Source organism: Nodosilinea sp. FACHB-131, from assembly GCF_014695395.1.
Lineage (GTDB): Bacteria > Cyanobacteriota > Cyanobacteriia > Phormidesmidales > Phormidesmidaceae > Nodosilinea.
Window position 1 is genome coordinate 37,275 of record NZ_JACJOF010000014.1, and the last position, 16,363, is coordinate 53,637.

At 55.9% G+C, this 16,363-nt stretch carries 15 protein-coding genes; 6 read left to right on the plus strand and 9 right to left on the minus strand.

Features of this window, described 5'->3' with window-relative positions; translation table 11 throughout:
* Positions 1 to 86: 86 nt before the first annotated feature.
* From H6F75_RS09715 to H6F75_RS09735, 5 genes are all read right to left on the minus strand, one after another.
* Complete coding sequence (locus H6F75_RS09715; RefSeq protein WP_190751603.1) at positions 87 to 227, minus strand: hypothetical protein; 141 nt, start codon at positions 225 to 227, stop codon at positions 87 to 89.
* Positions 224 to 1,186 carry an isoaspartyl peptidase/L-asparaginase gene (locus tag H6F75_RS09720; protein ID WP_190751605.1) on the minus strand — a complete coding sequence of 321 codons (963 nt, stop codon included), beginning with the start codon at positions 1,184 to 1,186 and terminating at the stop codon, positions 224 to 226. Before H6F75_RS09720 ends, H6F75_RS09715 begins: the two co-directional genes overlap by 4 nt.
* A 189-nt stretch (positions 1,187 to 1,375) precedes the next feature.
* On the minus strand, positions 1,376 to 1,516 hold the full coding sequence (locus H6F75_RS09725; protein WP_071527445.1) for a DUF2256 domain-containing protein: 141 nt from the start codon (positions 1,514 to 1,516) through the stop codon (positions 1,376 to 1,378).
* Positions 1,517 to 1,518: 2 nt separating this feature from the next.
* Positions 1,519 to 2,223: a GUN4 domain-containing protein gene (locus H6F75_RS09730; protein ID WP_190751608.1), complete on the minus strand. Its 705-nt coding sequence runs from the start codon at positions 2,221 to 2,223 to the stop codon at positions 1,519 to 1,521.
* Positions 2,224 to 2,475: 252 nt separating this feature from the next.
* Positions 2,476 to 3,117 carry a response regulator transcription factor gene (locus H6F75_RS09735; RefSeq protein WP_190751610.1) on the minus strand — a complete coding sequence of 214 codons (642 nt, stop codon included), beginning with the start codon at positions 3,115 to 3,117 and terminating at the stop codon, positions 2,476 to 2,478.
* 246 nt (positions 3,118 to 3,363) lie between these two features.
* Here H6F75_RS09735 and H6F75_RS09740 point away from each other — a divergent pair, with 246 nt between their 5' ends.
* The 5 genes from H6F75_RS09740 to recG all read left to right on the plus strand — a co-directional run bounded on the left by H6F75_RS09740 (position 3,364) and on the right by recG (position 10,688).
* Positions 3,364 to 4,791: an NADP-dependent isocitrate dehydrogenase gene (locus H6F75_RS09740; protein ID WP_190751612.1), complete on the plus strand. Its 1,428-nt coding sequence runs from the start codon at positions 3,364 to 3,366 to the stop codon at positions 4,789 to 4,791.
* A 217-nt stretch (positions 4,792 to 5,008) separates the two neighbouring features.
* Positions 5,009 to 5,788, plus strand: coding sequence for a 30S ribosomal protein S2 (gene rpsB, locus H6F75_RS09745; RefSeq protein WP_190751614.1), 780 nt, complete (start codon positions 5,009 to 5,011; stop codon positions 5,786 to 5,788).
* Between the two features lie 192 nt (positions 5,789 to 5,980).
* Positions 5,981 to 6,763, plus strand: coding sequence for a translation elongation factor Ts (gene tsf / locus H6F75_RS09750; protein WP_190751616.1), 783 nt, complete (start codon positions 5,981 to 5,983; stop codon positions 6,761 to 6,763).
* A gap of 151 nt (positions 6,764 to 6,914) precedes the next feature.
* On the plus strand, positions 6,915 to 8,123 hold the full coding sequence (locus H6F75_RS09755) for a hypothetical protein (RefSeq protein ID WP_190751618.1): 1,209 nt from the start codon (positions 6,915 to 6,917) through the stop codon (positions 8,121 to 8,123).
* Positions 8,124 to 8,141: 18 nt separating this feature from the next.
* Positions 8,142 to 10,688: an ATP-dependent DNA helicase RecG gene (gene recG, locus H6F75_RS09760; protein ID WP_190751620.1), complete on the plus strand. Its 2,547-nt coding sequence runs from the start codon at positions 8,142 to 8,144 to the stop codon at positions 10,686 to 10,688.
* 199 nt (positions 10,689 to 10,887) lie between these two features.
* Here recG and H6F75_RS09765 read toward each other — a convergent pair whose 3' ends face one another.
* Complete coding sequence (locus tag H6F75_RS09765; RefSeq protein ID WP_190751622.1) at positions 10,888 to 12,111, minus strand: DUF790 family protein; 1,224 nt, start codon at positions 12,109 to 12,111, stop codon at positions 10,888 to 10,890.
* A 105-nt stretch (positions 12,112 to 12,216) separates the two neighbouring features.
* Here H6F75_RS09765 and H6F75_RS09770 point away from each other — a divergent pair, with 105 nt between their 5' ends.
* The gene (locus H6F75_RS09770; RefSeq protein WP_190751624.1) at positions 12,217 to 13,116 is read left to right on the plus strand and encodes an alpha/beta hydrolase; all 900 of its coding nucleotides are present in this window, start codon (positions 12,217 to 12,219) and stop codon (positions 13,114 to 13,116) included.
* A gap of 41 nt (positions 13,117 to 13,157) precedes the next feature.
* Here H6F75_RS09770 and H6F75_RS09775 read toward each other — a convergent pair whose 3' ends face one another.
* The 3 genes from H6F75_RS09775 to H6F75_RS09785 all read right to left on the minus strand — a co-directional run bounded on the left by H6F75_RS09775 (position 13,158) and on the right by H6F75_RS09785 (position 16,117).
* The gene (locus tag H6F75_RS09775) at positions 13,158 to 13,703 is read right to left on the minus strand and encodes a DUF2996 domain-containing protein (RefSeq protein WP_190751626.1); all 546 of its coding nucleotides are present in this window, start codon (positions 13,701 to 13,703) and stop codon (positions 13,158 to 13,160) included.
* A gap of 172 nt (positions 13,704 to 13,875) precedes the next feature.
* Positions 13,876 to 14,949, minus strand: coding sequence for a GDP-mannose 4,6-dehydratase (gmd, locus tag H6F75_RS09780; protein ID WP_190751628.1), 1,074 nt, complete (start codon positions 14,947 to 14,949; stop codon positions 13,876 to 13,878).
* A gap of 106 nt (positions 14,950 to 15,055) precedes the next feature.
* A complete protein-coding gene (locus tag H6F75_RS09785) occupies positions 15,056 to 16,117 on the minus strand; it encodes a folate-binding protein YgfZ (RefSeq protein WP_190751634.1) in 1,062 nt (353 codons plus the stop codon).
* Between the last annotated feature and the right edge of the window lie 246 nt (positions 16,118 to 16,363).

Below are 16,363 nucleotides of genomic sequence, written 5' to 3' on the forward strand. Positions count from 1 at the left end.
AAAGCCAAGGCAGAGAGTAGCGCTTACCTACTTTTTAGGGAGGAGTACTCTCTGCTTTGGCCTAGAACTGCTCCACCACCCTTTCCTTATTGAGAGATAAATCCTGTTACTAGCAGAGGCAGCAAAATCAGCCCAGTCAAAATCACCATCAGGGTGGGCACATCGATTTTAAGCACGTTTTTCTCGGTCGCCGAGGGATTGCGCTTAGAAGCTTTGGGGTCAGTCATAGCGGTTGCACCACTCCGGTCAAGGTACCTGAGTCTAGCTCTAGGGTATCGCCTAGGCCATCGCCCGTGTGGTAGGCCGCGATCAGCACCTCGCTAGTTTTGCCCCAGGCAATTTGACCCCAGCGGTCAAGGGCGATCGCCCCAAAATCTCGCCTGTGGTTCGTCGCTTCCGCAAAAGTTTTTTCAAACGCCGCCGCAATCTCCATACCATCGGTTACCCGCACAACAATGCGGGCGGCCAGGCATTCGTCAAGAATGTCTTCGCCAATGCCCGTACAGCTCACCGCCGCAAACGCATTGGCATAGGTACCGGCCGGGGTCGCTGAGTCGCTCACCCGCCCCAGCCGCTCCAGCCCCTTACCCCCGGTAGAGGTACCCACGGCTAGGTGTCCTGACCCGTCCAGCACAATCACCCCAATCGTACCCCGCCGACTTTCGGAGTCAGCAGCTACATCTACAGTCTCAGCCACCACCCCAGCCATGGCGCTTTGAAAGTTGGTGGCCCGCTCCCTCATCCATTCTTTTAAGCGCAGATCGGTCACTGGGTCAAAGGGCACCAGGCCCATCTCGCGGGCCAGCTCAGCCGCGCCATAGTCAGAGACGATGCGATCGGGGGCGGGTTGCAGGTAGGCTGCCAGGTCAATGGGATGCCGCACCCGCGACACATTGATAACGCCACTAAACCGTTGGGCCTCACCATCCATCAGGCCCGCACTCATGCGCACCTGGCCGTCGGATTGCAGCACCGAGCCATACCCAGCATTAAAGTGGGGCGAGTCTTCCATCAGCTGGCAGCCCAGCACAACACAGTCGCGAGCACTGGCCCCCGACTCAGCTTTGCCATACACCTGGCTGACAATACTGTGTAAATCCTCCCGCAGGGTCAGCAGTCTTTCCTTGTGGCCCACTGAGCTACCGGCTCCTCCGTGGATGATTACCTTAGGTAAAGCCTGAGTCATAGCAGCTGTCCTTAAAATGCTTTCCTATCTTAAGGGGTTGATTATTAGATAACTGTAGCGAGGGCGATCGCACCGCTAGCTCAGTTTGCTGAAGCTCACCAGGGTGAAATACCTCATTCAGAATTCAGTGAGGAAGCAGACACCGGTCCAGGCTGGCGAGCATGCTCTGTATTTAGGTCAGAGGCTCGACTAGCGACGACGACGACAGCGATCGCTGCAATACTTCACCTCATCCCAGCAGTCGGCCCACTTTTTGCGCCAGGTAAACGGACGCTGACATACCGGGCAAACCTTAGTGGGTAAGTCGGCCTTGGCGCGCTGCTTCGGCACAGCTACCCCTCCTCATTCCAGGCTGGGTGCGCCAATAGAGCCGCCATCATGCGCACGCCGCGCAGCTGGTTGGACAGGGGCAAATGGCCGTCCGGAGCGCTCAAATCCCAAACAAAGCCGCCGGGGTAGCGCGTCCAGATATTGTCGTCCTTCCAAGCAATGCGGGGCCAAAACTTATCCCAGTTTTGGCCTAGGCTAAGCCAGAGCCGGCGCTGCACCGAGAAGCCAAACTTACCCTCAGAGTAAATTAGCCACAGCTGGTCAATGGTACGCAAATCCATCACCGGAAACTGCTCCACCTCGGTAAAGTAGACCCACTTGCGCTTCACCGCCGTTGGCCCCGCCAGCTCACACAGCTTGGCTAACGTCAGCCGATCGGCCTCCTCAAAGTCCTGTTGAACCAACAACTCTTGCAGTGACCCATAGTCAACACCCTGCTCCGTCGGAGTTTCCAGCCGTCCCTGGGGCCAGTGCTGGGCCAACAACCCGCGCAGTGCTTCCTGCTCGGTGGCGTAGAGCACCTGAAAAATCTTGCCGTCCAAAATCGTGGGTGGTTCGTCCTTGCGCTCCAATAGGGTAGTGGTCAAAACCTCAATACCCTCCTGCCCCAGGGCCAGCAGCTCGTGCACCGCCGAGAGTTGCTTCTTCAGCGAATCACCCCGCAGCTGAGCGCGCAAATTCACTAATGTGTCACTGTCCGAAACCATAGATACCGCACAAGAGAGCCCATTCCAATCATAGGGCGTGTTGGGTAGCCAGGTGAAGTGGGGGAGTGGATGGGTGGATGGGTAGGAGGGTGGATGGGTAGAGGGTGAGGAGCAAATGTTTTTTGCCTGGTGGCTTCCCAAAGGGTTGGAAACGCTGGGTGTAGTTCAGGGTTTGCAGTCAGGTCTCATCCACCCATCCACCCATCCACTCATCTACCCATCACTCATCCACCCTCCTACCCATCCACTCCCTCACCCCCTCTCCAACTCCTCCGGCATCCGATACCCGTGCTCAAAGGCAAAGCGCACGATCTGCGCGCGGTTCTCGAGGTTGAGCTTGGCCAGCATGTTGCTGAGATGGGTTTGCACGGTACGGGGGCTGAGGAAGAGGTGTTCGCCGATCTGCTTGTTGGTGAAGCCTTGAACCACCTCCCAAAACACCCGCTCTTCGGCCGGGGTGAGGGGTAGGGGGCTGGGCTGGAGGGCAGACTGTTCAAGCATGCGTTTTAGAGCACTGTGAAGACGCTGCGATCGCGCGATCGCTCCCTTCACTTTGGCAATCAGCTCCTGCGCCGAGAAGGGCTTAACCAAATAGTCATCGGCCCCGAGCATGTGACCCTGCACCCGGTTAGTCAACTCCCCCAGGCCAGAGAGAAAGATAAACGGCACCATTTCTCCGGCGGGGCTAGAGCGCAGGTGATGGCAAAACTCGAACCCATTCATGCCCGGCATCACCACGTCTGACACCACCACGTCCGCAGGTTGATTGCACAACAAATCTAGTGCCTCTTGGCCTGAGGTCGCGCTCATCACCTCAAACCCCTGAGCCTTTAAGTGCCGGGTCAATGCCGTTTGCAATATGGGATCGTCGTCAACAATTAAAACCGTATTCATACATCTAAAGTCTCAACGGCAAAGCAGACTAGGGCTGAGGGCAAAGGCTAGCAATCTATGGCGTCACCGCCACCACTGACTACAACGGCTGCAGCAAACAATCGCTATCTCGATGTCTAGAGAGATTTAGGAGCTGGCGGCTCTCCAGACGTTCACACCCAGATTTAAATCGTGGCTAAACGAGCAAAAATGTGGGTTAAAGCGCATTAGACTATGGGATGTTTTGTCGTTTGCGGGCAATTTGCGATGTACGAACGGATCACTCCCCCGACAGTAGGCGATCGCATCACCTTTAAAGATGGCGAACCCGTCGTGCCAGATACGCCTATCATTCCCTACATCCGTGGTGATGGAACGGGGGTAGACATTTGGCCCGCTGCCCAGCGGGTGTTTGACGCGGCGGTGGCCGCAGCCTACGGCGGCAAGCGCGAGATTGTCTGGTTTCGGGTCTACGCTGGCGACGAAGCCTGTGAGCAGTACGGCACCTACCAATACCTGCCCGACGACACCCTCAAAGCGATTGAAGAATTTGGCGTGGCGATCAAGGGTCCTCTCACCACCCCGGTCGGCGGCGGCATTCGCTCCCTCAACGTAGCCCTGCGGCAGATCAACGACCTCTACGCCTGCGTGCGCCCCTGTAAGTACTACGCCGGAACCCCCTCCCCCCACCGCAGCCCCGAAAAACTCGACGTCATTATCTACAGAGAGAATACCGAAGACATCTACCTAGGCATCGAGTGGAAGCAGGGCGACCCAATTGGCGACCAGCTGATCAAATACCTCAACACCGAGCTAATCCCCGCCACCCCAGAGCACGGCAAGAAGCAGATTCCCCTTGACTCGGGCATTGGTATTAAGCCGATCAGCAAAACCGGCAGCCAGCGCCTCGTGCGCCGCGCCATGAAGCACGCCCTGCGGCTGCCCAAAGACAAGCAGCAGGTCACCCTAGTGCACAAGGGCAACATCATGAAATACACCGAAGGGGCCTTCCGCGACTGGGGTTATGAGTTGGCCACCTCAGAATTTCGCGCCGACTGCGTTACCGAGCGCGAGTCCTGGATTTTGGGCAATAAAGAAGCCAATCCTGACCTCTCCACCGAAGACAACGCCCGCCAAATCGAGCCGGGCTACGACGCCCTGACCCCCGAGAAAAAGGCGGCTATCCATGCTGAAGTCGAGGGCATTCTCGCCGCCATTTGGGAGACCCACGGCAATGGCCAGTGGAAAGACAAAATCATGGTGAACGATCGCATCGCCGACAGCATCTTCCAGCAGATCCAGACCCGGCCCGACGAATACTCTATTCTCGCCACCATGAACCTGAATGGTGATTATCTCTCGGATGCAGCGGCGGCGATCGTCGGCGGATTGGGCATGGGGCCAGGGGCCAACATCGGTGACACCTGCGCCATCTTTGAAGCCACCCACGGCACCGCTCCTAAGCATGCCGGGCTCGATCGCATCAACCCTGGCTCCGTCATTCTCTCCGGCGTCATGATGCTGGAGTACATGGGCTGGCAAGAGGCGGCCGATTTGATCAAGAAAGGGATTGGGGGGGCGATCGCCTCCCGCGAAGTCACCTACGACCTGGCCCGCCTGATGGAGCCGCCGGTCAACCCACCGCTGAAGTGCTCAGAGTTTGCCGAGGCGATCGTCAAGCACTTTAACGATTAGGGTGGGGATGCAAGGTACAGGGTTTAAGGTGCAGGGCGTAGGGCGGTACCTTAAACCCTATACCTTGCACCTCTAAACCCTTCCCCACCCTTTTGTGATACCCTAGAAAAGTTGTCAAAAAAACCACACATTCGAATTTTCGGGTCTTCCCCGCTAGTTTTAACTTTGGGGGAAGCGCATTCGAATGGAGGATTAACCCGAAAGGAGTCAAAACCTAATGCCCGTTATTACTCTCCCTGAGCTACTAGAATCTGGGGTCCACTTCGGCCACCAAACCCGCCGTTGGAATCCCAAGATGGACCAGTACATCTTCACCTCCCGCAACGGTGTTCACATCATTGACCTGGTGCAGACCGCCCAGCTGATGGAAGAAGCCTACAGATTTGTCCGCACTGCGGCAGAGCAGGGGCAAAAATTCCTGTTCATTGGCACCAAGCGCCAGGCGGCTGGCATTGTGGCCCAAGAATCTGCCCGCTGTGGCTCCCACTACGTCAACCAGCGCTGGCTGGGTGGCATGCTGACCAACTGGGAAACCATCAAGTCTCGCGCCAACCGCCTCAAAGAGCTTGAGCGCATGGAAGAGTTGGGAGCGATTGATCTGCGCCCCAAAAAAGAAGCCGCTGTGCTGCGCCGCGAGCTAGAGAAGCTGCAAAAGTATCTAGGCGGTATCAAAACTATGCGCAAGGTGCCTGATGTCGCCATCATTGTCGACATCAAGCGCGAATACAATGCCGTGTCGGAATGCCACAAGCTGGGCATTCCCATCATTTCGTTGCTAGATACCAACTGTGACCCCGACCTGGTAGATGTGCCCATTCCCGGCAATGATGATGCTATTCGCTCCATCAAGCTAATTCTCGGCAAGCTAGCCGACGCCATCTACGAAGGCTCTAACGGTGCCAAGGCTCGTGGTGCCGATGACGACTACGAAGACTATGACGGTGGCGAAGACGACGAGTACGGCTACGACGCTCCCGCTGCCGATAGCGACGACTAGAACTTAGTCCAATCCCCTTTCCCACCGGAGAGGAATTCGGGAGTCTAAGTTCCATGGGCAAAGGCAGAATATTCTGCCTTTGCCCAACAGCTGCCTTAGTTAAGATGGCCCCTGGGGTTTAAGCTGAACTAGGGCGTTTCCCCTTAAGTTTGTATTGAGTTTGACGATAGCGCGTTAGGACGGTAGATCACCATGGCAGAAATTTCTGCAAAGCTCGTTAAAGACCTGCGCGACAAGACTGGCGCGGGCATGATGGATTGCAAAAAAGCCCTCAAAGAAAACGATGGCAACATCGAGAAATCAATCGAATGGCTGCGCCAGAAGGGCATTGCTTCGGCTTCTAAAAAAGAGGGACGTGTCGCCGCTGAAGGTTTAGTGGAGAGCTACATCCACACTGGTGGCCGGGTAGGTGTGCTGGTAGAAGTCAACTGCGAAACTGACTTTGTCGCCCGCCGCGATGAGTTCAAAACTCTCGTGCGCGATATCGCTATGCAGATTGCGGCCTGCCCCAATGTGGAGTACGTGCGCGTCAGCGATATTCCTGCCGATGTTGCCGCCAAAGAAAAGTCCATCGAGATGGGCCGCGACGACATTGCCAACAAGCCCGTCGCCATGCAAGAAAAGATCGTTGAGGGCCGCATTCAGAAGCGCCTCAAGGAGCTGTCTCTTGTCGATCAGCCCTTTATCAAAGATCAGAACATCTCTGTGGAAGAGCTGATCAAGCAGGCCGTTTCTAAGCTAGGCGAAAACATTCAGGTGCGGCGCTTTTCTCGGTTTGTGCTGGGTGAAGGCATCGAAAAAGAAGAGACCAACTTCGCTGAGGAAGTCGCGGCTCAAGCTGGTCTTAATAAGAAAGAGCCCGCAGCCGAGGCCGAGCCTGTAGCCGAAGCTGAGCCTGTAGCTGAAGCTGAGCCTGTAGCCGAGGCCAAGCCGAAAGCCGAGCCGAAGAAGGAAAAGGGTAAGAAGAAAAAGTAAGGCTAGGTTAGCCTACTTAGGCCTGGGGGTTAGTGGTTAAGGCCGCGATGGTTATAAACCTGCCCCTGGCTGCTGCAAAAGCGGGGGTGTCAGCATTGCGCCCCCGCTTTCGATATTTCCCTATAATCAGGTATGGCGTGGGGAAGGCGGTATGGTAAGGCCAGTTGAAAGCATTCGTAAAGATCTCAATGGGTTAGAAGGTGCCACCGCCACCCTAGCCCAAGAGTTTAGCCAAATTTATGCCACCTATCTGACGGTGCTGGGGCAGACCGTGCGGCGCCAGGTCGTTATGGCCACTTACCATCTTTGTACTCAGGTCTACCCTGAAGAGTTTTTGGCTCTACCCGTAAGCGATCGCGGCCGCCTGCAGCAAGGCATGCAAACTCTGGGTCACAAAGCCCAAGGCTGGCTACAGCAGCTGATGGAGCCCGACTCATCTGCGGCTGAGCCTAGTCTTGACCGCGACGACCTCAATCGCCTAGAAACTGCTCTGGTGGCCCTCACCCGGCCCTCAACAGACTCCACACCGCCTACCGATGAGGTTTTGGAGCAGGAGGAACCAGCAGGGGCTGACGAGGCCGATGCTGAGGCGATCGAGGAGCCTGTAGAAGTAGCCTTTGTAGAAGCAGCCACAGAGGAGACAGTCGCCGAAACTTCTGATGAGAATCCAGCGCCAGAGTCTGCTGAAGCCCCGGCACCATCCTTAGAAAACGAGGCTTCCTCTGACGGTGACGCTTCGGCCCTTGACCCCAAGCAGCTCATCCAGTCTGTACTGATGGCGGCTATCTCTAACGACATAGAAGACGTGTTTCGCGATCGCCCGTTTACCGGCGACCCGATGACCCCTACCCTAGTCGCCAAACACCACCTAATTCTGGAGCAGAGAATCCGCGACGTCCTTCAGCGCGTCTCCAAAAAAGCTAACCGGCTGTTGCGTAAGGCTCAGGTTATTCCTGACCTGCCCGAGTCGGTATTAGAGGTCGCCTCCGACGCAGACATGGCCGTTCCCAAGGGGCGTGCCGTTCCCAACGTACTCAACGTGCTGGTGGCGATGGCTGGAGACGTAGCTGCAGAATTTGACCGTCAGCAAACCGAACGAGACGAGGACGACGCTGATACCTCAGACGACGAGGAAGAGGCCCTAGAAAGCACCATGACTCACTTAGCCGCCGTTCAGCTGCGTCTAGCCGATCTAGAGTTAGGGGATGTGCAGACTGCTCTGTGGCGCAGCAAACTACGGACTGCTGTGGGACAACTGCGCAAGCTGGGTAAACAGTACCAGCGGGCCGAGCGTGAGCTAGCGATCGCCCAGGCCGAACAAGCGTGGCGAGCAGTCTGGTACGACGACTCCTCCCGGTAGGGCACTGGGGAAGCATCCATGACAGAAGCACAGACATCCCTACCCGACTGGGTGCGGCTCCAGCGAGCCCTCTCAGTTGAGGCCGAAACCGGTTTCAACAATCTGGTGGGCAAACAGCAGAGCTTCAACGAATTTTTGCGCGACAGCCTGCAACAAGCTCCAGCCGTTCTCCCTGGCGATCATCAGCAATCTTGGCAGAGCCTGGCCCAAAAGTACGACAGCTACATCGACCTCAGCTTTGCCCAACGCCAGCACTTGGTAGCTGAAACCCGCCGCTTTCTTCACGGTACCCAGCGCCTGCTGGAAAAATTTGCCGAAACCAAATCCCTCCGTACCCGTGAAGGCAGCGCTTCAGACGCTCAAAAATCAACCGCGACTAAAACAGCCAAAACGTCTAAAACGTCCAAAGCCACCCCTAAAACCACTCAGCTGGCAGAGGCCTCTGGCACCGGCAGCTTTAACTTTAGCCTCGAGCAGCCCGTCACTTACCTGAAAGGCATCGGCCCTAAAAACAGCGAGCGCTTGGCCAAGCTAGGTCTGTTCACTGTGCAGGATGTGCTCTACTACTACCCTCGCGACCACATCAACTACGCCCAGCAGGTCAAAATTCGCGATTTAGAACCGGGTGAGACTGTCACCATCGTTGGCACCGTCAAGCGGGTCAACTGCTTCACTAGTCCACGCAATAAGAAGCTCACCATTTTTGAGCTTCAGCTCTCCGACGGCAGCGGCACCCTCAAGCTCAACCGCTTCTACCCCGGCAATCGCTATGCCACTCCCAGCTGGCAGCAGCAGCAAAAGCGCCAGTATCCCCAAGGGGCGATCGTTGCGGCCTCCGGCCTAGTCAAAGACAGCAAATTTGGGGTGACGCTAGAAGACCCGCATTTGGAGGTGTTGGATAGCTTGAGCGATCGCATCGAATCCCTCACCATTGGTCGCATGGTGCCGGTGTATCCCCTCACCGAGGGCGTCCCGGCGGATCTGGTGCGCAAAGCGGTAGCCGCTTCCCTGCCGGCGGTGCCCGAACTCCAGGATCCCCTGCCGGTAGATCTGCGGCAGCGGTATGAGCTGGTAAAGGTGGAAGATGCGATCGCTCAAATCCATTTTCCCGACGACGAAGAAAAACTTGCCCAAGCCCGTCGCCGCCTGGTATTTGACGAATTTCTCTATCTCCAGCTGGGCCTCCTGCGCCGCCGCCAGCAGCAGCAGGCTCAGCAAACCGCGATCGCCCTCGCCCCCACCGGGAAACTGATCGACCAGTTCTACGGCGTGATTCCCTTCAGCCTCACCGGTGCCCAGCAGCGGGTCGTCAACGATATCCTCTCTGACCTGCAAAAGCCCATCCCCATGAATCGCCTGGTGCAGGGAGATGTCGGCTCCGGCAAAACCGTCGTCGCCGTAGTCGCTACCCTCGCTGCAATTCAATCAGGTTATCAGGCGGCCATCATGGCTCCCACCGAAGTGCTTGCCGAACAGCACTATCGCAAACTAGTGGAATGGTTTAACCAGCTCCACCTGCCGGTCGAACTGCTCACGGGCTCAACCCGCGCCGCCAAACGTCGCAAAATGTTGGGGGAACTCGCTACTGGCGAACTGCCTATTCTGGTGGGTACCCACGCCCTGATCGAAGATCCGGTGCAGTTCCGCGATCTCGGTTTAGTGGTTATCGACGAACAGCACCGCTTCGGCGTCCAGCAGCGAGCTAGGCTGACCCAAAAAGGCGCAAATCCCCACGTCCTCACGCTCACCGCCACCCCCATTCCCCGTACGCTCACGCTGACTATGCATGGCGATTTGGATGTGAGCCAAATCGATGAATTGCCGCCAGGGCGCAAAGCGATTCAAACAACCTTGCTGACCAACAAAGAACGCCCCCATGCCTACGATCTCATCAAGCGTGAAATTGCCCAGGGTCGTCAGGTCTATGTCGTGCTGCCCCTAGTCGAAGAGTCCGAAAAGCTCGATCTCAAATCGGCTGTGGAGGAGCACCAGCGGCTAGCGGAGGTGATCTTTCCAGAATTCACCGTCGGCCTGCTCCACGGCCGTATGTCCTCCGCCGAGAAAGATGCTGCTATCACCGCCTTCCGCAATCAGGAGTCGCACATTTTAGTGTCGACAACAGTGGTAGAGGTAGGTGTAGACGTGCCCAATGCCTCGGTCATGCTAATTGAGCACGCCGAACGGTTTGGCCTTTCCCAGCTCCACCAGCTGCGGGGTCGGGTCGGTCGAGGGGCCGCCCAATCCTTCTGCCTATTGCTTAGCGGCAGCCGCAGCGAAACTGCCATTCAGCGACTCAAAGTGCTAGAGCAATCCCAGGACGGCTTCTTTATCGCTGAGATGGATCTGCGCTTTCGGGGCCCTGGAGAAGTGCTAGGTACTCGCCAGTCTGGCCTACCCGACTTTGCCTTAGCTAGTTTGATTGAAGACCAGGATGTGCTGACGGTGGCCCGCGAAGCAGCAGAAGCCATGCTGAAAGAAGATCCCACCCTGTGTCGCTGGCCCAAACTCGCTAAAGAACTTCAGCGTCGCTACGAAAAACTGATGGGCGGCGCAATTATGACATAGCCTTATCATTTCAGAACCCAGAATTGTCCTGCGGGTAGCTTGGTGGCTACTGGCATCTAGACTGACTTCAGCGGAACCTTGAGTAGCTCGCCAAGCCTTTAAAAACAAGGACTTTAAAGATCCTTGTCTTGTGGGTTAGGCATCTTGCCTGACCATGGACAGCCGAGACGGCTATCCCACTTTATTTAATCCTTACTCCTCAATCCCCCAGTACCTCCAACACCACCTTGGGCTGAAGTTTCGTCTTGAACCACACTACCTGGGCTGGAACGTTAGCAATATCCACCCCAGCATTCTCTAGGTTGAGCCGTTCTGAAACTGCCAAAATCAAGTTATTGCGACCCGACTTACGCACCTGGGCGAATTTCTTCCGCAAGTATTCAGGCCGCCAGTAGCCAACAATTTCCAACAAGTACTCGCGCCCGTCGGGGTGCACCAAGCGAAAGTCGGGAATCATCACGCTGCCGGGCAGGGGAACCAGATCTACTTCTCGCTCCAGTCGCCAGGGGGTTTTAGCGGGCCAGCGGCTGACGAACGACTCCTCAATCATGCTGTCGTAGGTTTTACCGGGGGGATAGTGGGTGACTAGGCCACAGTCGCTGTCGAGGGTAAACTGGCGAGGTTTTACCTGCTGGGTAAAGTTGTCCTTCATTTGCAGGGTCGCCGCCAGCCGCCACTTGCTGACGTGGAGAATAGCGGGGATCAGCTTAGCAATATCGACCCCATAGCGTGTGCTGGGCTTAAACAGGCTGGCGGGGCCGTCAATGGTGATGGTAAACCCTTGATCGGCATCGCCCTCAATGTAAGTCATCAGGCGAAACAGTTTCAGATAGCGAAACATGAGCTTATACTCGCCGGGGTCGTTGCGATACAAGTGCATCACTAGGTCGCTGGCTTTATAAAACACCCCCTGGGTCTGCGACAGGTTGTAGCGATGGAGCAGCGCATCGGGGGTAGGGGCGTCATACTCGATCAGAATGTGGTTGTCCTGGCGATCGGCGTATAGCCCCTGGCGTAGGTCAGCTACCGAGACCTCGCGAGCTAGCTCTTCAGCCAGCTGCTGGCCCAGGACTGACAAATGAGCTTCGGCTGCCCTAGGAGACGGAATTGATTGTGCGGACAGCGCAAACACCCGCCGCCGCAGTTCAATGGGCTCTAGCGGACTCACCACATCAAACGTGGCAAAGCTGTTGCGTAGAATGTGAGCCAGCCCACGCTTGATGCGGTAGTTGGTATCTTCGCCCTCTAGCTCTTGCAGCTGGCGGTTGAGGTCACCCTGGGTGAGGCCCACCTGCTGCTGAAAAAGTTGGATGAGATCGGCGGCGATCGCCCGATTCGCCTCATCCAGCGCCAGCCGCTTGGGCTGTAGCCCCTCCCCCTGAAACCGATAAATTAACAGCTCACTCGGTAACGTTGACCTCACCTCCCGGGAGAATTCAAATGGGCGGCAGAGGCCCCTAGATTGGCCCTAAGATTGAATCACAGCGTAGGGCCAGCCCCACATCCACGAATCTTAGCGAATATCACCATGCTTAACTTCCAGCCGCCGGGCTTTATTCAGCAGGCCCTCGCTACAGATCTAGGGGTCATGGCCTACTACACCCCCGGTGGCTGGCCTTGGCAAGGGGAAGGCCACGCGACCCGTCCGCCCCTCGTTTTTCTACACAGCTTGGGGGGCGGCTCTTCAGCCTTTGAATGGTCTAAGGTCTATGCCGCCTTTGGCACCACCCACCAGGTAATTGCCCCTGATCTAATCGGCTGGGGGCAGTCAACCCATCCACCCCGCACCTACTCGACCGAAGACTACTTCTACATGATCACCCATCTGCTGGAGTCGGTAGCTCAGCCCCCAACCTTAGTAGCTGCTACCTCGCTTACCGCTGGTGTAGTGATCCGCTTGGCGGGACTGCGGCCCGATTTATTCAAAGGCCTATTTCTGGTGTCACCCTCGGGCAACAGTGACTTTGGCCGCGACTACAAAGCCAGCCTACCCGCTCTGCTAGCCAGCACACCCGGCGTGGATAAAGTGCTGTATCAGGTAGGGGCAGCTAACGAACTGGCGGTGCGATCGTTCCTCTCCACTTTTCTCTTTGCCGACTCTCGTCGTATCACCCCAGAGACGGTGCAGGCCTACCTCACTTGCACCCAGCAGCCCAACGCCGAGTACTCTGCTCTGGCCTCCCTCAATGGATCGGTCAGCTTCGACCTATCGCGCTATATTGACCAGCTTCAAACTCCAACCACCGTTGTGCTGGGTGCAGGGTCGCGGTTCACAGCGCCAGCCACGGTCAGACGGCTCGCGAGCCTCAATCCCAAAGCGGTGCAGCAGGTGATCGAAATCCCCGACACCGGGGTACTTCCCCATGTCGAGCATCCTGCCGTAGTTGTTGGCTTGCTCAAGCAGTTCCTAGCCCAACACTCTGCCTGAGAATGACAAGCCAAGCATCGCTAATTCAACCGCCTACTAGCTCAATTTCGCGCCAGCCACTTCTGACCGTTAAGCCGTCTCAGAGTGAATAGAACCAGCAAATCTAGGGTGATTTTACGCTCGTCACCCATGAACTGTTCAATGGTGCTGGGTTGCGAGCCCCTATCGGCATAGTAGAACAGCTTGGGGCTAGAGATATTGTCTTTAGTAAAGGCAATGTTGAACTGGCGATCGCCCTTTTGCCACTGTCCCTTCACGTGCCAGTACTGCTCACCATCACTGACCCCAAACACCTCTAAGGGCCGTTGATCGAGAGTGAGCTGAATATCGTCAATGCCCTTATCCTTCAGCGCTGATTCTAGCGTTGGAATAAAGTGCTGCTCAATGAATTCAGTGAAGGGCTTGTCTTCCAATGCCGGGGGCTTTTCCTTCTTAGGAGCGGCTTTGGGAGCAGCTTTGGGTTCAGCTCCAGCTTCTGCTTTAGGGGCAGCTTTAGCCGCAGCATCTGCTGATTGAGTGTCTGCCTGAGGAGCGGGAGCATCCTCAGCGGGGGCAGAGTCTACTGGGGGAGTCTTTTCGTCAGCCATATAAAGGAAACCTACAACAGCAATCCAGGCAAACTCAATGGGTTGAGCCACTTACCCAGTTGTTCTTTCTCATACTAGAGGAAAGGCCTCCAAAACGCATGCCTTGCTGCCCCAAAACGGTATCTATCTCTAAGACAGGTACCATTTTGGGGCGATCGACCAACTTCAGCTGTTAGCCCTGGGGCGCCAAGTGCAGCATCTCTTTGCGAATAGTCGCCACATCGGAGGGGGCACCATTGCCATGACGAATACCGATGGCCTCTAGGTCGCTCTCCACCATTAGGTGCACCAGTTCCTCAAAGGTAACGCTAGGCTCCCAGCCTAAAGCCTGGCGGGCTTTGGTTGAGTCGCCAATCAGCAGTTCCACTTCGGCCGGCCGCAGGTAGCGGGGGTCAAACTCCACGTAATCGTGCCAATCGAGGTTGACATGGTTAAAAGCAATATCTAAAAATTCGCTGATGGCGTGAGTTTCGTTAGTGGCTACCACATAGTCATCGGGCTGGTCTTGCTGCAGCATCAGCCACATAGCCTTGACGTAGTCTTTGGCATAGCCCCAGTCGCGCTTGGCGTCGAGATTGCCCAGATACAGTTTTTTCTGCTGACCGGCCACGATGCGAGCTACCGCTCGGGTAATTTTGCGCGTTACAAAGGTTTCGCCACGCCGGGGCGACTCATGGTTAAATAGAATGCCATTGCAGGCAAACAAGTCATACGACTCTCGGTAGTTAATTGTTTGCCAGTGGGCAAAGACCTTAGCGCAAGCGTAGGGGCTACGGGGGTAGAAGGGCGTCGTTTCCGTCTGAGGAATTTCTTGCACCTTACCAAACATCTCAGAGGAGCCAGCCTGATAGAAGCGCACTTCTAACCCTGTGCGTTGTTGGTAGTCGCGAATGGCTTCAAGAAGCCGCAGCGTACCCATACCCACACAATCTACGGTGTATTCGGGCGAATCAAAGCTCACCCGCACGTGGGATTGAGCACCCAGGTTGTAAACCTCTTGGGGCTGTACCTGTTCAAGAATGCGCCGCAGCATGGTGCCATCGGTCAAATCGCCGTAGTGCAAAAACAGACGTGCTTCGGCACTGTGGGGATCAACGTAAACGTGATCGATGCGGTCGGTATTGAATGTAGAGGTGCGGCGAATAACGCCGTGAACCTCATAGCCTTTATCTAAAAGTAATTCTGCTAGATAAGATCCATCCTGACCGGTAATACCAGTAATCAGGGCGCGTTTAGGTTGGCTCATAGGGTATAAATCGGTACGGCAATGCCTGGCTGACCAAGCTTAATACAATCAGTGCGTTACTTAAATACAATCAAGTGAGTTCACCTAAGAATACCCAAATTACCGCTTAAACGGGTAGATTATTGGTCGTCAGGTACCCTCGAGTTAGATAGGGCACGTCAACGACCGTGCCTTTAGCTGCACCGACGCTGACCGTTAAGCCTGCTCCACCAGCTTTGGTGCGAATATAGCCTAAACCTCTTGAACCACCGGGAGTTTCAACTACGCTGGTGAGAAGACCGACTTTTTCATCCCCAACAAAAATAACTTCCCCTGGATCAACAGTGCCGTTAAGCTGAAGACCCCAGAGCTGCTGCTTAACCCCCTGGTAGGTGTTTAGTCGAGCAATTGTCTCTTGACCGATATAACATCCCTTTTCAAAGGAAATCGCGTCCCATAGCCCTGCTTCGAGCGGGTTGTAATCGTCGGTGAGTTCGCGCCCTGCGGCAGGACGCCCCTGCTGCACCCTCAACTGCTGCCAGAGCGATTCTCCTGCGGGGATGATGCCAGCATCCGTGAGCTGTTGCCACACGAATGCTGCGCCTTCTACCGGCACTAGGAGGGTGTACCCAGCCAGAGCTAGACCATTGCCTGCCGCTAAGCGCAGGGCAACACCACCGAGATCAACGCTCCGGTGGTGAGCTGTGGGTAAATCAGGCTCTAATTCGATACCCAAGTCCTTAAGTACAGCAGCACTGCCAGGGCCAACGAGGGAAAAGACAGCTGTATCTGCGGTTAGGTTAGCCAGCGATACCTGATCGGCCGGAAAAATGTAGCGATCCATCCAGTCCATCAAGCGCTGATCTTGACCAGGGGAGGTAAGAATCAGCAGCGCCTCCTCGGTTAAGTAGACGGTGGTCAAGTCAATGGTTCTAGCAGTAGAGGTAACAAATACGGTGTCGCAGCCTTCGCCGGGCTGACGCTGGGTAAATGTATTGGTGGTTTGATTGTGGATGAACCGCAGGCGATCGCTCCCAGACATCTGGAGCACGCCCCAGTGACTGCGATCGAACAGTACAGCTCCAGTTTTAACCGTTTCTAAGTCAGCAACATTGTTAAACGCAGTGGGAATCCCCTCCAACGACAAAATCGCGCCCTGGCTTTGCTGTAGATCGTGAAGTGCTTGCATTGTGGGAGCCATGTCTCGTTTGGGTTTTGCCCACCAATGGGCATTGCTTATTTTAGAGTGTAGCGATCGCCAACACCAGAACGAAAAAGCGCCCCCCTTTCGAGGAGCGCTCTTTGCTCAATCAATCAGTGGAGTAGTCAGTCAAGACTAGCCGATGATCTCAGGCGCCTCAGCCGTCGCCAAGTCGAGGGGGAAGTTGTGAGCATTGCGCTCGTGCATCACTTCCATACCCAGGTTCGCCCGGTT

Bases quoted from the DNA above. Each gene is read 5' to 3' on its own strand.
- H6F75_RS09715 (WP_190751603.1), bottom strand. From the start codon at position 227: ATGACTGACCCCAAAGCTTCTAAGCGCAATCCCTCGGCGACCGAGAAA.
- H6F75_RS09720 (WP_190751605.1), bottom strand. From the start codon at position 1,186: ATGACTCAGGCTTTACCTAAGGTAATCATCCACGGAGGAGCCGGTAGC.
- H6F75_RS09730 (WP_190751608.1), bottom strand. From the start codon at position 2,223: ATGGTTTCGGACAGTGACACATTAGTGAATTTGCGCGCTCAGCTGCGG.
- H6F75_RS09735 (WP_190751610.1), bottom strand. From the start codon at position 3,117: ATGAATACGGTTTTAATTGTTGACGACGATCCCATATTGCAAACGGCA.
- H6F75_RS09740 (WP_190751612.1), top strand. From the start codon at position 3,364: ATGTACGAACGGATCACTCCCCCGACAGTAGGCGATCGCATCACCTTT.
- rpsB (WP_190751614.1), top strand. From the start codon at position 5,009: ATGCCCGTTATTACTCTCCCTGAGCTACTAGAATCTGGGGTCCACTTC.
- tsf (WP_190751616.1), top strand. From the start codon at position 5,981: ATGGCAGAAATTTCTGCAAAGCTCGTTAAAGACCTGCGCGACAAGACT.
- H6F75_RS09755 (WP_190751618.1), top strand. From the start codon at position 6,915: ATGGTAAGGCCAGTTGAAAGCATTCGTAAAGATCTCAATGGGTTAGAA.
- recG (WP_190751620.1), top strand. From the start codon at position 8,142: ATGACAGAAGCACAGACATCCCTACCCGACTGGGTGCGGCTCCAGCGA.
- H6F75_RS09770 (WP_190751624.1), top strand. From the start codon at position 12,217: ATGCTTAACTTCCAGCCGCCGGGCTTTATTCAGCAGGCCCTCGCTACA.
- H6F75_RS09775 (WP_190751626.1), bottom strand. From the start codon at position 13,703: ATGGCTGACGAAAAGACTCCCCCAGTAGACTCTGCCCCCGCTGAGGAT.
- gmd (WP_190751628.1), bottom strand. From the start codon at position 14,949: ATGAGCCAACCTAAACGCGCCCTGATTACTGGTATTACCGGTCAGGAT.
- H6F75_RS09785 (WP_190751634.1), bottom strand. From the start codon at position 16,117: ATGCAAGCACTTCACGATCTACAGCAAAGCCAGGGCGCGATTTTGTCG.